Raw genomic sequence first — 16,119 nt, 5'->3', positions numbered from 1 at the left:
AAACAATAATATGTGCTTTTAAAAGCACATATTATTGTGTGAAAAATATATGTCATTATTTAGGTTGCTTTTCGCTTTTCTAATAATTTTCCTAGCAGTAATCCAAGTTCAAATAACATCCACATCGGTACAGCCAACATAATCATTGAAATGGCATCAGGTGGTGTTACAAACATCGCAATGAAGAAGCAACCAACGACAATGAAACGGCGTTTTTCAACCAGACTTTGGGTACTGACAGCACCAATTAAAATTAAAATTAGAGTAATGATCGGTATTTCAAAAGTCAGACCAAACACTAAAAAGAGTTTAAGGCAGAAACTTAAATAACTGTTGATATCCGTCATTGGAGCAACTGTTTCGGGCGAGACACTAATAAAGAAATGAAGAATACTGGGTAGCGTAATAAAATAGGCAAATGCGATACCTAAATAAAATAATAAGATGCTACCGAACAATAATGGGACTGCAAGAAAACGCTCTTTTTCATAAAGTGCAGGGCGTACAAAAGACCACAGTTGATAAATAATAAAAGGCATGGCCAACATCAGTGCAACAAATAAATTGAGCTTAAATGGCGCCATAAAGGTCGCAGTGACATCCGTTGCAATCATCGTAGATGTTGCTGGAAGTTGCTGTCTTAAAGGGTCTGAGAGTAATTGATAGGTATAATTTCGAAAGGGTAATAAACAAAAAAACAAAAAAAGGATTACACCTACAATCTTAAAAAGATAGCGACGTAATACCACTAAATGTTGCATAACGGGCATTTGTTCTAAACTTTCAGCTCCAGATTTCACGGAAGCTGTAGGGAGTTGGCTTTGACTCATACGGCAATCTTCAATTGAGTAGGTGCTGTTTGGATTTCTAAAGGAGTCAGTAATTTTTTCCAATGACGTTGAATATAACCTTTAGAAAATGGAGTGAAGTCACTTCTTTCTAAGCATTGATAACTGTTGATTTGCTGTTTTTTGGTCTGTTGATCTTTAGCTGTATTGTTGTCATCAGTGCTTCGAATTGCATCCAGTTGTTGCTGCATCCGACGTTCAAGTTCGCTGATTTTATCAATTTCTTTTTGCATTTCTTCACGAAATTCAGAAAGGCGTAATTCTCGGTCAATTTCATTTTGAACATTACCAATGAATTTTTTAATTTTGCCATACCATTTTGCAGCAAAACGTGCGCCTTCAGGAAGTTTGTCTGGCCCAAGAATTAATAATGCAATGATGGCAAAGCAAAGAAGTTCGGTCATTCCGATGTTCAGCATAAGGGAGTGCTCTTAGCTTTTTATAGAGTTTTCAGCATTTTTCACTTGAGCATCAATGGTGAGTGGCTCTTTAAGCTTAGCTTGTTCAGCTTCATCTTCCTTAATCGACTTTTTAAAATCTTTAACAGCACCACCGACATCTTTACCTAAGTTTTTGAGTTTAGATGTACCAAATAATAAAATCACCACAATTGCGAAAATCACAACGTGCCAAATCGATAATCCTGCCATGTTCTTTACTCATTTTTTATTGAGTTCCATCTGAACATTTTGCCATGACAGCAATGTGACTGAAAAATTGCAGTTTAAAGACAGGCAAGATTAAACCTGCTGTTGTGCTTAATTCAGTGCTAGCATATTTAGGTGGAATATTTAGGATGATGTTGTGGCTTTGCTGTTACCACTTTTTGGCTTTTTATGTGGCTGGGAACTTGCTTCAAGCCAATTTTCAACACGTTTAAAAGCACTGTTTGCAAGCCTATTGGCACGGATCTTTATTCCTGTCGTGATTATTTACAACATGGTGTTTTATCAAGCCGGCAGCTTAAGTTTGATGCTCTTTAGCTTTGTGGTTGCGGTATTACTGTTCTATTTTTTCCTTGCGCTGTCTAAAGACCAATTAGGGGCTTTATGTTTTAGCTATGTGAATATGGCATGGTTGGGCTTTCCTTTTGCGATTGCTTTATTTGGCCCTGAAATTAGTGCGCCGATGGTGGCTTTATATGTTGGCGGTTCTATTTTTGGCAATATTTGGGCAGTCACTTCCGTCAGTTCAGACAAACAAGCCAGCTCTGATATTGCAAAAAAAGTCATGCAATCGCCCCCCATAATGGCATTAATTTTGGCACTAATCTGTCGAATATTGGGTGTGCAGCATTTGGAACAACATCAATCGATAGATCTCATCTATAGCCTCGCTAAAATTGGCATGAGTTTTTCTGGCATGTGTGTGTTAGGGATGTGGTTGCGTCATACCAAAGTGTATAAAAAAGATTTATTGCGTAGTAGCCGTGTGGCTATATTAAAACTGAGTTGTGGTGTGGTGCTATGTGGATTGACGTATTGGTTAATTCCGATCCCGAATATTGAACACTATATTGGGGTCATGTTCTTATTGTTCTGTTTACCGCCAGCGGCCAATATTGTGGCGTTAGAAACCCACTATCAGGGAACGGGGACTTCAGCAAAAGATATTGCATCGGGTACGATGGTGAGCTGTGTCGTGGTGATGCTATACGGTGTGGTATTGCATTTCTTTTAAAGCGCAATCTTCCCACACCCCTCTTTAAAAAGAGAGGTTTTTGCCTAAACAGGATGAGAAACACTGTTTCGCAAGGGGAGGATTTAAAAATGCTTAATGATTTTCCAAACTCGCTTTAAACAATTGCATCGCTTGCCCACGATGGCTGATTTTGTTTTTATCTTCTTTTGACATTTCTGCACTTGAGATTCCCAGTTCAGGCAACCAGAACAAAGGGTCATAACCAAAACCATTTTCACCACGCGCATGTTCTAAAACTTCGCCTGTCCAAATGCCTTGGAAAATTTGTGGCAAGGGATCTTCAGCATGTTGAACTAAAGCCAATACACAGACGAACATACCTTCAATCGCTTCGCCATCTTTACGCAGTGCTTTAAGGTCGGCTAATAGCTTTTCATTATTGGCAGCATCATCGCCATGTTCACCGGCATAGCGTGCAGAGTAGATGCCCGGTGCACCACCCAGTACGGGAACACAAATACCTGAGTCATCGGCAATGGCAGGTTTACCTGAAATGCGCGAGGCATGACGGGCTTTAATAATGGCATTTTCAACAAAGCTTAATCCGTCTTCGATGGCATCATCAATGTTTAACTTACCTTGAGCAATCACTTCAACAGGAAGATTAAGCCCAGCAAATAATTTTTCAAATTCAGCAATTTTCCCTTTGTTATTGCTGGCAAGGACTAAAGTCCCTTGAGATAACCATGCATTTGCAGACATTATATTTGTGCTCATGAGTTGAAAATGAAGGTCTATATTTTAACTGAATTAGATTGCATAAAAGCAGCATAATCCATGAAGATTAAAGCCACCAGTTTACTTCGAATAACAACAGGAGAGGAATGAAGATGATTCGCTCAGCCACCTATGCAGATTTAGAACAAATCGAGAGATTAATTCAGCCTTATATTGCTGACTTTGCCATAAGCCGTGAAGGTGAAGAAAAATTTTCTTCAGCGATCATTTTAAGATTATTAAACACGCCACAGGTTCATTATTATGTGTATGAACAGAATGAAACAGTTCTAGGCATGATTGCTTATAAAGAACCCGCCCATATCGTACATTTTTTTGTAGATACCGCTGTACAGAAGCGGGGCATTGGTCGAAAGCTGTGGAACTATGTTGCAGCTGAACTACAGGAAAATATCACCGTGATAAGCGTAAATTCAAGTTGTTATGCGCAGCCTATTTATCAAAAATTTGGCTTTAAAGCGGTATCGGAGGTTATTGAAGCACATGGCTTGAGGTTTGTGATGATGCAAAAAAATAGAACTGCCCAAAATAAAAAAGCACCCGAAGGTGCTGTCTAGAATCAGTGCAATATTATTGCGCTTGAATCCATTTGTCGGCACGGTCACGCGCCATACGAATTTGGTCTTGGCTTAAGTTTGCAGCTAAAGCAGTTTTCTTACCTTCAGACAGGGAAATCACTTTGTTGTCGAGCATGCCATCACGGGTTGAAAGTTCATACCATTGGTATGCACCCACGTAATTTTTCTTTTGCTCTTCCATCATTGCGAGGTTGAAGCTGGCACGGTTGTCACCGTGGCTTGCTGCTTTTTCAAAATATTTACGGGCTAAAGTTTCGTCTCTTTTGGTGCCAACACCATCCGCCAGCATACGACCGACATTCAATTGCGCCGCAGAAAGACCCTGATCCGCAGCAGCTTTATACCAAGTAAAGGCTTGGTTTTCATCTTGTTGAATATCTTTGCCGTGTTGGTATTTGGTCGCTAGATAGAATTGTGCGCCCGCTTGGCCAGATTTAGCGGCTTTAATCAGGCTATTAATATCCATTACAGAATATTGTGCAGCCTGACTTGAAACAGAGGGGGTCGAGGCAACATAATCCGCATGGGCTTGAATGCTAAAAAATCCAACCAATAGTGTGCTGAGTAATATTTTTTTCATAGTGCGCTCACTCGATAAATAGCGACTTCACCAAACAGATTCGGAACATGTTTACTGAGTAAACTACCTTGTTGGTTCCCATTCACGGCGAGTCGATTAATAATCCGGATATCATTTTCAGCACAAAGTGCTTCAAAATCACGGAAAGTACATAAGTGGATATTGGGTGTATTATACCACATGTAAGGTAAAGCATTTGAAACAGGCATCATTCCCTTTAAAGCCAAAAAAGAACGCGTCTTCCAGTGGGCAAAATTAGGAAAGGTGATAATGGCTTGTTTCCCTACACGCACCATATCACGCAATAATACGTCTGGTGCATCTACAGCTTGCAAAGCCTGTGCCATAACCACATAATCAAATGACTGGTCTGCAAAACGACTTAAACCAAGATTTAAGTCTTGTTGAATAATATTTAACCCTCGACTGACCGCAATTGCAATCTTTTCTTGATCAATTTCTAATCCATATGCACGAATGTTGTGCTTTTTCCCCATATGTGCCAGCAGTTCTCCATCACCACAACCAAGGTCGAGCACGCTAGAGTCAGGTTTAATCCATTTTTCAGCAAGTTGATGGTCGATACGCATTACACAGTCTCCTTAGGTGTGGCTTCGAGGTGTTCTACGCCACCTAAAAATGCACGTAATGATTTCACGTAAAGCGGAATAGGGAATAAAAAGGAATCATGACCTTGTTCTGCATCAATATCGACATAGCTGACGGGTTTATGATTGCTAATCAGTGCATCGACAATTTCTTGTGAGCGCTGTGGGGTGAAACGCCAATCTGTGGTGAAGGAAACCACCAAGAAACGGCATTTGGTGTTCGCCATTGCCTTGGTTAAAGACAGCTCATATTCACGTGCTGGATCAAAATAGTCCAAGGCTTTGGTCATAATGAGGTAAGTGTTGGCATCAAAGTTACGGCTGAACTGTTCACCTTGATAACGCAAATAACTTTCGACTTGAAATTCAACATCAAAACCATACATAAATTTACCCGACTTTAAGTCGCGGCCAAATTTTTGTTTCATGGCTTCTTCAGATAAATAGGTAATATGACCGACCATGCGCGCCAAAATTAAGCCGCGTTTAGGGTAGCTGTCATTTTCTAGATAGCGCCCGTTATAAAAGTCCGGATCAGATAAAATGGACTGCCGCGCAACTTCATTAAAAGCAATATTTTGTGCAGAGAGTTTTGGTGCACTGGCAATAATGACACAGTTTTTTAACCGATCAGGATAATCCACCGACCATTGCAAAGCCTGCATACCGCCCAGTGAACCACCAATAATGGAATACCAAACTTCAATCCCTAAACGATCGGATAATAAGACTTGAGTTTTAACCCAGTCACGTACCGTCACCAATGGAAAATCTGGACCATAAGGACGATTGTCATTTTCAGGGTTGGGCGATATTGGCCCCGTTGATCCACTGCAACCGCCAATATTATTCAGTGCCACCACAAAGAATTTAGACGTATCAATCGCTTTGCCCGGACCAATGCAGGCATCCCACCAGCCTGCTTTTTTATCATCATCATGATGATAGCCTGCCGCATGATGATGCCCAGACAACGCATGGCAAATCAGAATGGCATTGGATTTGTCTGCATTAAGCGTACCGTAGGTTTCAACCATGATTTCGAAACGTGGCAAAACACGACCACATTCAAGCTCTAACGGCTCTTCGAATTGGAACTTTTGTGGGAGAACGATGCCCACTGAGTCAGCTGGAAAAGACACAGGAATAATTCGCCTTAAATCTTTAGAATGTATAAATAAAAGGATACCACTTGAGTGGTATCCTTCTAAAGTCATTTTAGTGCTAAATATTATTGCTAATATTTATACCGCAGCTGCAATCACTTGGTCTGTGTTAAGTACACCTTGTTCAATCAAGCGGTTGGTACAGGCAATAATCGCTTCGATTGAAGAGGTCACGATGTTGTCATGCACCCCAGCACCAAATGCAGATTTACCCGTACCTTTGATTTGAAGTTCGATCAAGGCCAAAGCTTTGGCATGTGCGCCAGAACTGATGCTACGTTCTTCATAACTTAAAACATCAATCGGCAATTGAAGTGCATTCAAAATTGCAGAAATTGGACCATTGCCTTCACCGCGCAATTGTTGCGTTTCACCATTCACATCAACATCAAGTTCAATCACTTGACAGCCATTTTCATCTGACAAGCGATAGTTTTTTACTGAATAATGTGCATCTTTGGCAGCAACATAATTTTCTTTGAACAATGCCCAAATGTCTTGTGCGGTGACTTCTTTGGCTTGTTCATCGGTGACTTGTTGCACTGCTTGTGAGAATTCAATTTGTAAACGACGCGGCAACACCACGTTGTAACTAGATTCTAACAAGTAAGCGATCCCGCCTTTACCCGACTGTGAATTGACACGAATCACTGCATCATAGTCACGACCTAAATCTTTCGGGTCGATTGGCAAGTAAGGCATATCCCACATGTCTTGGTTCTTTTGGAATTCAAAGCCTTTTTTGATGGCATCTTGATGCGAACCAGAGAATGCAGTGAACACCAAGTCGCCAGCATATGGATGACGTGGATGCACAGGTAAGCCAGTACATTCTTCAATGGTGGCAATGATTTCATTAATGTTGGAGAAATCTAAGTTAGGTGCAACACCTTGGGTATACATATTTAAAGCAATTGCGGCAACGTCGACATTACCCGTACGTTCACCATTACCAAATACACAACCTTCAACACGGTCTGCACCTGCCATAATGGCCAATTCAGAAGCGGCAATACCACAACCACGGTCGTTATGGCAGTGCACAGAAATGATCACACCATCACGACGTTGAATGTTGCGGTGCATCCATTCAATTTGGTCGGCATACACATGCGGACCTGAAACTTCAACTGTTGCAGGCAAGTTTAAGATGACTTTATTCTCTGGAGATGCTTCCCAAATTTCAGTGACCGCATCACAGACATCTTTTGCGACGTCTAATTCAGTTGCAGTAAAACATTCAGGGCTGTATTGGAAAATCCAGTCTGTATTTGGATATTGTGCTGCATATTCTTTGACTTTTGTCGCCGCATTCATGGCTAATTTTTTAGCGCCAGCAACATCAACATTCAAGACTTTTTCACGGAAAGTCGGTGAGTTTGAATTGTAAATATGCACGATGGCACGTTTTGCACCAACTAAAGATTCAAAAGTACGCTCAATCAAATGATCACGGGCTTGAACCAAAACTTCAATATAAACGTCATCTGGAATATGATCTTCTTCAATCAATTTACGGGTGAAGTCAAAGTCAATTTGTGATGCAGAAGGGAAACCAATTTCAATATGTTTAAAGCCAATTTTCACCAACATTTGGAACATTTTGAATTTTTGTTCCATATCCATCGGTTCAAAAATTGCTTGGTTACCGTCACGAAGGTCTGTGCTCATCCAAATAGGCGCTTGATTAATTTCTTTATTCGGCCATTGACGATCTGGCAAGTCTACACGTTGATACATGCGACGATATTTTTTACTTGGATCAGCTAACATCATGAGGTAACTCCTTGTGCAGCATAGGTTGCTCGTATCTTGGGTAAAGGCAACTGCTTGCTACTTATATAGATGGTGTCTATTGTATCGATTTACAAGTAATTTTCGGAGAATTTTCACCTAAAGTAGCATAAGTCTTATACGGTGGATTAAACACCTTATAAGCTTAAATACGCTTATCTTGTAAATGGATTAACTTGACCCTAATTCTAAAATAGCGCGCTTGGAAATAATTTCCTTATTTTGCAGTGTATGATTGGATTAAGAAAAAAAATTCCTTTAAAAGTTTTATTTCTGCAAAATATGTTCTTGATTGATGTCATTGACGGTGGCTGTTCCCATCAAAGCCATCGTAATCTCAAATTCTTCCTTTAAAATTTTAAGCACATGCGCCACGCCTAAAGCGCCTGCGCTTGCCAGTCCATAAATATAAGGACGACCAATACATACGGCTGCTGCACCCAAAGCAAGAGCTTTGAATACATCCGAACCACGGCGAATACCACCATCCAAAATTAAAGGGAAATCTGTAGGGACGACTTTTTTGATCAGTTGCAAAGCAGTGAGCGGGGAAATACACGTATCTAAGACTCGACCACCATGATTAGAAATAATCAGTCCTTGCACACCGTATTGCAGTGCAAGTTTGGCATCTTGAGGATGCACAATGCCTTTTAAAATCACGGGTAAGGAGGTGTGTGCAATGATCCATTCAATATCCTTCCATTTTGGTGCAATCTGCATTAAGCCGTTAAATACAGGATGCTGATTTTCATCTATTTCAGGCAATGGAATATGCGTCGGGGTATGTGGATGTTGCATGCCTTCAGGTAACTGAAAAAACACCCGTCGTTCACGATCCCGAATGCCTGTATGCGGTGAATCAACGGTAATGACGAGGGCTTTAAAATTTTGTTGTTCTGCCAGTTTGACCAATGTCAGTGATTTTTCACGATCACCTTGCCAATATAACTGAAACCATTTGTATGGGTTGTCTATCTTTAGACTACGCATATCGGTATTGCTAAAATTACTTAAAATAAGATTGCTTTCAAGTACTTCAGCAGCCAAAGCCGTAGCCATTTCTGCTTCAGGATGAAATTGTTGCTGATGTCCAATCGGGGCTAAAAAAATAGGATGAGGGAACCTTTGCCCCAAAATTTCACAGGCGGTATGACCTTGGGTTAGATCGTTTAAATGCCGTGGAATCAGTTGTATTTTTTTAAATTGATCAAGATTGTCTTGGACACTCAGTTCATTCATCGATCCGCCCTGTAAGTAGTGCCAGACCATAGTTGGAAGATGCTGCTGGGCTTGTTTTTCGTAGTCTGCAATGGTTTGTAAATAAGCTGGAATTTGTTTTAAAGGCGCGAGGGGTGTAAAAGCGTTCATAGGTCGCCCCATTGGCGTAATAAATTATGATAATGACTGGTCAAATGGATGATTTCTTCTGAATCACCGATCTGTTGGCGTAGTTTCATAATGGTCATATCAAGGTCAAACAACATGCTACGCTGCCAGTCATCTTTCACCATGCTTTGTAACCATGTAAATGCGGCAACCCGTTTGCCCGCAGTAACCGCTTCAACCCGATGTAAACTGGTGGCAGGGTAGAGAATGGCATCACCTGCGTCTAACTTGACTTCATGGCTGCCATAATGATCTTCAACCACCAGTTCTCCGCCTTCATATTCCTCGGGTTCCGATAAAAATAGGGTGATGGAGACATCAGTCCGAATCGCTTGCCCTGTTGCTGTTGAATATTGCACTGCACTATCGACATGGTTGCCATAACTGCCGTCATGTTGATAACAATTAAATAAGGGTGCGAGTATATGTTTCGGTAATCCAGCGGATTTGATCTGCGAATTTTGTTGTATGGCGTGCAATATTTTTGGGGAAAGAGATTGATAAATGATGCTATTCACATCAATTTGTAGATTATGTTTAATTTTTTGCGCTTGAATGCCAGCACTGTGTTGTCCATGAATCCATGCCTGACTGGCATCTAATTGCTGACGTAATTCAGTCACTTGCTGTTTACTCAAAACTTCAGGAATATGTAACATCATCAGGCTTATCAACCTTCCTTAAATGGGTTGAACTCAAAAATAAAAATGTAGTGCATTACGCATAACACACTACATTTATACTCAATTTTTTTAGCTTAATTAAGCTTTAAGTGGCTTAAAATTTATAATTAAAGGTCAGTGCTGCCGAACGTGGTTGCCCCATCACTAAACGTGCACCACTATTATTTAGCGTACTAATGTATTTTTTATCTGCAAGGTTGTAGATATTGAGGTTTAATGATGCTTTATCATTCAAGGTATAGCCTAATAGTGCATCAAAGACCATATAGCTTGGAATGGCAGGCATGGTTGTTGTTGCAGTTGAACCAGGAGTAATTGAGCGTTTCTGTTCATCGACATAACGTGCACCTAAACCTGCTCTAAATCCAGCAACACTATAAGTCGTCCATAGCGTTGCAGCCCAGTCTGGGGACCAGCGTACTGCATTATTTTCGGTCCAAACTTTAGTGGTTGCATTATAAGTCTGCTGATTTTCTTGTTCGCTATCCATAAGAGCAACACCTGCTGATACATTCCATGCACGGGTAATTTGCCCTACTGCACCAAGTTCTAAACCTTTAACCGTGGTTTTCCCTTCTGGAATATATTGTAAGGTAATCGGATCTTGCGTAATTTGATTTTCATTTTCAGTATGATAGGCCGCCGCAGTTAAGATAAGCTTATCTTCATTGAAGGTCCATTTCGTGCCAACTTCGTAATGATGGGTTTCTTGCGGTTTAGTTGATGGGTTATTGGTTACGCTCGTTGTAGAGTTTGAAGCACTGCTTAATACAAACCCAGTTCCTGGCGGTGTTAGTGATTTTGCATAAGAGGCATAAACACTACTTGCTGTTGTTGGTTTAAATACACCACCGAGTTTCCAGCTGACTAACGTACCATGCGTGCTCAAATTGCTTGGCGTTTTAGTCACGGCTAAAGTTGTAGCATCGGTTGCAACAGTTAATGCATCTGCTTCAGTATCATAATAATCAACGCGCACGCCGCCATTCAGTTGGAAACGCTCGCCAAACTTAAGTGTGTCAAATAAATAGGCTGCTGCAGTATCAGTTTTTCCATTCGCATAAGCCCCAGTATAAACGAGGTCTGGCAAAATTTGATAAGGATCGGGAGAGTACAAATTTGCTGATGGAATTGTTGGTGCTGCCTGTCCGGGAGTTTGTACATTTAAGGTATTATTAAACTGCTCTTCTCGTAACAGCTCTAAACCAGCGACAAGATCGTGTTCAACAAAACCTGTTTTAGCCTTGATGTTGAGCGTAGTTTGGTTGGTGAGAATTTTATTTTCTTGATCAACCCCTTGACGCGTGCGTACTACAGACCATGAATTGGGATCTTTAGGGGTTGCAAGATTGCTGATCACCAAACCATTAACACCTGTTAATACGCGATCCATTTCAGTTTTTCCAAATCTAGAAATGTTGGTGAGTTTGATATTTTCGTTCAGATCACTTTCAATTTTTGCGGTGAACATGTCAGCATCAACATCTTCATGATCATTAATATTACCGTAAAAAGTTTCGCGATCTACAGGTTCTGCAGCATTGACTGCGGCATTAATGATGTCATGCTGTGCCTGCGTTAGTTTTGCATCGGTATTATTGTAATAAAAGCCTTTCATGCCGATGGTTGGAATACCACCATCAGGAATATTACGTTGGCGAACATGCTGCGAATACAAGTAAAAACGTGTATCGCTGTCTAAACCGAATGCAATCGAAGGGGCAATGGCATAGCTGTTATTTTCGACATAATCACGGCCATCTATACCACCTTCCTGACCCATTACGTTTAAACGAATCGCTGTTCCTGTAGAAAGTGCTTGGTTAATATCTGCAGTGAGGCGTGAATGTTTAGCAGTATTATACGTTGCAGAGACTTCCTGACTATTCTCTAAATGAGGAAGCTTACTGACTAAATTGATATATCCACCCGCACCACCACGACCAGCTTCTGCACCAGAAGGGCCTTTAACCACTTCAATTTGTTCTAGATTATAGATATCACGACTAATTGCACCAATGTCACGGATACCATCTAGATAAATCGAGTTTTTAGTATCGAAACCACGCATCTGGAAAGAATCTCCCGCGCTGGTATTGCCGTTTTCACCCAGTTGCAAAGTAATCCCCGGTGTATTACGCAATGCTTCTGTTAAAGAGGTTGCCCCTTGTTCTTTTAATAATTCTTTTTTGATGACTGAGATTGTTTGCGGTGTATCGACCAGTGGTTGAGTATATTTCGGTGAACTGACGGCATTTGCTTTATATTTATTTTCGACTTCAGATTGAACTGTAATTTTTGGTAGAACCGTTGTCTCATCTTTAGCAGGTGTTGCCGCATGGGTCATGAGGGGGAGAGATGCAGCTAAAGCAACCAAAGGCGCTGTTCTATTGTGTTTACGGCTTTTAATCTGTGCCATTGTGGGTAATCCCTAATATCGTATATGACAGAATTTCCTTACTGCCTGCAACTTTTGAGCTGCTGCAAAATAGCAGTAAATATGGAGGTATTGTTATAGCGAGTAACAATTGATGCGAATTCTAGTGATAATAGTTATCATTAACAATGTTATTTCTTTGAAATAGAACGATTTGATGATGGAAATAATGTTTAAATGAGACTTAGTGATTTAAGAAAACAATCATGATAGGTGAAAGGTAAACTAAATTTTATACAGAAATAAATCGAATGGTAAAATATATAAAAACCAGTATCTTAGTAAGTTTATGAAAAGAAATTAAATATTCTGGAGTTAATGAAAAGATTCTCCAGAATTGGGTTTATTAAATAAATTTTTCTTAAAGTTCTGCCCATTTTCGCATCAGGTTGTGATAAAGATTGGTCAGTTTGACCACTTCCTCGTGTTGATCACCCAACTGCATACGCAGGCTTTGAATAGATTGGTCTAAATTAAATAACATATGGCGTTCAGCATCATCACGAATCATGCTTTGTACCCAAAAGAAAGAAGCAATACGGCAACCTGACGTCACAGGGGTTACTTCATGCAAACTGGTCGATGGGTAAAGAATCATATCGCCCGCAGGAAGCTTAACTTCATGGTAGCCATAAGTGTCTTCAACCACTAAGTCACCACCTTCATATTCTTCTGGTTCAGTTAAAAAAACAGTACAGGATAAGTCTGTACGTAGACGCTCGTTGGTTCCTCGAATACGACGAATTGAATTGTCGACATGAAAACCAAATGCTTCATTGTTTTCATAACGGTTAAACAGTGGGGGAATAATGTCTAAAGGAATAGCCGCAGACAAAAAGAGTGGATGTTGACCTAAAGATTCTAAAATAATCGTACTTAAGTGGTGGGTCAGTGGGAGATCTTCAGGCAGTTGTTGATTTTGTTTCACCGTCGCAGAAAGCGTTCCAGCAGTGACTTTGCCATTGACCCATTCAATTTTTGCCATTTCATCACGAAAATATTGAACTTGTTCTTTACTGAGTACGTTTGGAATATGATGAATCACGGTAATACACCTTTAGAAAAATGAATTCTTTGGCTATAAAAATAGCCTCATGATGAGGCTATTTTAAATCAAATCCCATAATATATTTATGGGATTATTTGATTGGATTTTAGTATTTAAAGTTTAACGATAATACAGCACTACGACCTTCAGCTTCTGTTGCATAGTGTGATGAATATGCCTTAGTGAAGTAACGTTCATCAGATAAGTTGTTTACGTTTAATTGTAAATCAACATTTTTGTTCACGTTATAACGTGCCATTGCATCGTAACGCACGTAACCTGGCACGTATTTAGTATTAGCAGCGTTACCATAGACTTTATCCATTGCAACAGCGCCCGCACCTAATGTTAACTGTGGCATAACTTGGTACGTTGTCCATAGCGTTGCACTGTTTTTTGCAACATTTTGAACTTGTTTGCCATTATTTCTGTTTGAAATATAGATAGGAGCAGCTGTCGTTCCGATATTTTCAAAACCGCCATCAACTAACTCACTGTCTAAATAAGTATAACCCGCAGATACAGCCCATTTATCCGTGATGTTGCCATTTACGCCAAACTCGATACCATCAACACGCGTTTCACCAATGTTTCGTGTCGTTCCATCTTCAGCAGTAGCACGAGTATTGGCTTTTTCAGTACGGAAGATCGCAGCAGTTAAATTTAACTTCTCATTCAGCACATCCCATTTTGTGCCGATTTCATAAGTTTTAACTTCTTCAGGTTTTAAATTCTGAATAGCTGCAGTAATTCCTTCAGAACCATCACCACCATCTACACCAACTGGGTTGGCAGAAGTCGCATAGCTTGCATAGATACTGCCATTTTCTACAGGTTTGAATGTAATGCCGGCTTGATAGTTGATAAAGTCTTTATCATTTTCAAGTTTAACAATGGTTCCTACAGGAGCCGTTGTATTAAAACGACCCGCAACCATAGTTTGTTCAGTTGAATAGTCATCCCAACGAACGCCCAAATCTAAAATCCATTGTGGATTGAATTCAATACTATCTAAGAAATAAACTGATTTTGATGTACTTTGAATGTTATAGCGGTCAGCACCATCAGTACTGATTGAACCTGTCCAAGGCGCATTACTTGGATTTTGCACCGAAGTACACCAGCCCGAAGCAAGATCAGCAGCTGAGCAGGTGTTATGTGCGCTACCTGTACTGTTAAGACCGTCAATAATGTATTGCGTACGGTCTGTTTCTTGATCGTTATATTCAGCACCCAAGTTAAAACGATGTTGGAGTGCACCTGTATTGAACTTACCAGTTAATGCCAACTGATCGGTAAAGGTATCGGTATCTGCAACACGAGAGTTTACTCGACGCCAAATATTACCTGTTAAAGCCCCTGTAGCATCATAAAAGTTACCTCTTGAATCATCTGGGTTACTCCAAAGGTAATCATTTTTAGAGTTGTTATATACGGCAGTATTACTGATCGTTAGATTGTCAGTCAAATCATGTTCAAGCTTGATTGTTCCCGCTTGATTTTCTTGTTTTTGGAAATCACGATCTTTCCAGCCGTAATACATACCTTGTTTCACATCAATCGGTTTACCATTACCATTTAAACCTGCTTTTGCATTAGTAGCTGCAAATGGATTGTTATATGGAATGCCAGAATCAGGTGTGTCATCTGACTTTAAGTAATAGTAACTTAAAGTCGCACGTGTATCGCTATCTAAGCCAAAGGTGATGCTTGGTGCAATACCTGCACGTGCATATTCTGCACCATTCGCTTGACCAGCTTTTTCATTGTGGTGACCCATCACAGCAACACGTGCCGCAATGCCATTACCAAAATCTTTGTTGCCATCTAAGGTAATGCGTTGGTAGTTGTCTGTACCCGCGCCAACAGAACCCTCTAATGAGTCACCTTTTTTAGCGACTTTAGAAATCATGTTGATGCTACCGCCAGTTGTACCTGCACCCGCCATAGCTGATGCAGAACCTTTAGTCACTTCAACTTGTTCTACGGCAAACATTTCACGGTTTTGCGAAGTTGAGTTACGCACACCATCCACATACATTGAACTTTCTGAGTTATAACCACGAATAAATGGACGATCGCCATTTGGGTTACCACCTTCACCAGCGCCAAGAGTAATACCTGGTACTGTACGTAAAGCATCGCTTAAAGTCGTGACTTGAGTGTCTTCAATCAGCTGTTTTGAAATGACAGAAACTGATTTTGGAGTATCAAGAAGGGGAGCTACAAATTTAGAATTTGCAGATTGATCTACTTTTAGACTTTGTTCTGTTTTTGCTTGAGTGTGAATAGTATCAAGTTGAGCAACTTGATCTTGTGCAATGGCATTACCAGCGATAACTGAAAGTGATGACACAATCGCAGAAGATACGAATTTTTTGCGTGTTTTAATGAAGGCCATTTCTAACTCAAAATGTGTACTGTGAAAATGTATGAGAATAATAATGATTCTTATTTTTTATCACTATTGATAGAGATTGGAATTGACGATTCTCAATATAAAATAAAACGGAATATTAGATGAAACAATGTAACAAATTGTAATTAAG

15 protein-coding genes are annotated in these 16,119 nt (G+C 40.2%); 2 read left to right on the top strand and 13 right to left on the bottom strand.

All coding sequences use genetic code 11. The features are described from left to right. Positions 1-59 precede the first annotated feature (59 nt). Genes tatC through B9T24_RS06200 form a run of 3 tightly spaced genes read right to left on the bottom strand, consistent with a single transcriptional unit; the run spans position 60 to position 1,498 of the window. Positions 60-830 (bottom strand): twin-arginine translocase subunit TatC, encoded by a 771-nt coding sequence (tatC, locus tag B9T24_RS06210; protein ID WP_086164990.1) that lies wholly within the window; start codon positions 828-830, stop codon positions 60-62. Next, the gene (gene tatB, locus B9T24_RS06205) at positions 827-1,267 is read right to left on the bottom strand and encodes a Sec-independent protein translocase protein TatB (protein WP_086164989.1); all 441 of its coding nucleotides are present in this window, start codon (positions 1,265-1,267) and stop codon (positions 827-829) included. Before tatB ends, tatC begins: the two co-directional genes overlap by 4 nt. A gap of 12 nt (positions 1,268-1,279) precedes the next feature. Beyond that, complete coding sequence (locus tag B9T24_RS06200; RefSeq protein ID WP_004649799.1) at positions 1,280-1,498, bottom strand: Sec-independent protein translocase subunit TatA; 219 nt, start codon at positions 1,496-1,498, stop codon at positions 1,280-1,282. Between the two features lie 154 nt (positions 1,499-1,652). Between B9T24_RS06200 and B9T24_RS06195 the strand changes: the two genes are divergently transcribed. Further along, entirely contained in the window at positions 1,653-2,528 is an 876-nt protein-coding gene (locus B9T24_RS06195; protein WP_086164988.1) for an AEC family transporter, read from the top strand. Positions 2,529-2,621: 93 nt separating this feature from the next. Here B9T24_RS06195 and rdgB read toward each other — a convergent pair whose 3' ends face one another. Next, positions 2,622-3,251, bottom strand: a complete 630-nt coding sequence (gene rdgB / locus B9T24_RS06190) for an RdgB/HAM1 family non-canonical purine NTP pyrophosphatase (protein ID WP_086164987.1) — start codon at positions 3,249-3,251, stop codon at positions 2,622-2,624. Positions 3,252-3,373: 122 nt separating this feature from the next. On the opposite strand from rdgB, the gene B9T24_RS06185 reads away from it, so the two are divergent. After that, positions 3,374-3,844 (top strand): GNAT family N-acetyltransferase, encoded by a 471-nt coding sequence (locus tag B9T24_RS06185; RefSeq protein WP_322853446.1) that lies wholly within the window; start codon positions 3,374-3,376, stop codon positions 3,842-3,844. A 13-nt stretch (positions 3,845-3,857) separates the two neighbouring features. Here the strand turns inward: B9T24_RS06185 and B9T24_RS06180 are convergent, their stop codons facing one another. From B9T24_RS06180 to B9T24_RS06140, 9 genes are all read right to left on the bottom strand, one after another. Continuing rightward, positions 3,858-4,445: a tetratricopeptide repeat protein gene (locus tag B9T24_RS06180; protein ID WP_086164985.1), complete on the bottom strand. Its 588-nt coding sequence runs from the start codon at positions 4,443-4,445 to the stop codon at positions 3,858-3,860. Beyond that, positions 4,442-5,035: a methionine biosynthesis protein MetW gene (gene metW, locus B9T24_RS06175; protein ID WP_074943522.1), complete on the bottom strand. Its 594-nt coding sequence runs from the start codon at positions 5,033-5,035 to the stop codon at positions 4,442-4,444. Before metW ends, B9T24_RS06180 begins: the two co-directional genes overlap by 4 nt. After that, complete coding sequence (gene metX / locus B9T24_RS06170) at positions 5,035-6,195, bottom strand: homoserine O-succinyltransferase MetX (protein WP_086164984.1); 1,161 nt, start codon at positions 6,193-6,195, stop codon at positions 5,035-5,037. Before metX ends, metW begins: the two co-directional genes overlap by 1 nt. A 102-nt stretch (positions 6,196-6,297) precedes the next feature. Next, complete coding sequence (gene leuA, locus B9T24_RS06165; RefSeq protein WP_086164983.1) at positions 6,298-7,995, bottom strand: 2-isopropylmalate synthase; 1,698 nt, start codon at positions 7,993-7,995, stop codon at positions 6,298-6,300. Positions 7,996-8,280: 285 nt separating this feature from the next. After that, positions 8,281-9,384, bottom strand: a complete 1,104-nt coding sequence (locus B9T24_RS06160) for an alpha-hydroxy acid oxidase (RefSeq protein ID WP_086164982.1) — start codon at positions 9,382-9,384, stop codon at positions 8,281-8,283. Next, positions 9,381-10,064 (bottom strand): Fe2+-dependent dioxygenase, encoded by a 684-nt coding sequence (locus tag B9T24_RS06155; RefSeq protein ID WP_086164981.1) that lies wholly within the window; start codon positions 10,062-10,064, stop codon positions 9,381-9,383. Before B9T24_RS06155 ends, B9T24_RS06160 begins: the two co-directional genes overlap by 4 nt. Before the next feature lie 115 nt (positions 10,065-10,179). Beyond that, the gene (locus tag B9T24_RS06150) at positions 10,180-12,504 is read right to left on the bottom strand and encodes a catecholate siderophore receptor Fiu (RefSeq protein ID WP_086164980.1); all 2,325 of its coding nucleotides are present in this window, start codon (positions 12,502-12,504) and stop codon (positions 10,180-10,182) included. Between the two features lie 379 nt (positions 12,505-12,883). Further along, complete coding sequence (locus B9T24_RS06145; RefSeq protein WP_086164979.1) at positions 12,884-13,567, bottom strand: Fe2+-dependent dioxygenase; 684 nt, start codon at positions 13,565-13,567, stop codon at positions 12,884-12,886. A 109-nt stretch (positions 13,568-13,676) separates the two neighbouring features. After that, positions 13,677-15,971 (bottom strand): TonB-dependent receptor, encoded by a 2,295-nt coding sequence (locus B9T24_RS06140; RefSeq protein ID WP_086164978.1) that lies wholly within the window; start codon positions 15,969-15,971, stop codon positions 13,677-13,679. Between the last annotated feature and the right edge of the window lie 148 nt (positions 15,972-16,119).

This window comes from Acinetobacter sp. ANC 4654 (assembly GCF_002135425.1).
GTDB classification, from domain to species: Bacteria; Pseudomonadota; Gammaproteobacteria; order Pseudomonadales; family Moraxellaceae; genus Acinetobacter; species Acinetobacter kyonggiensis.
Note: the sequence above shows the minus strand (reverse complement) of the source record. Positions and strands in the feature narration are given on the sequence as shown.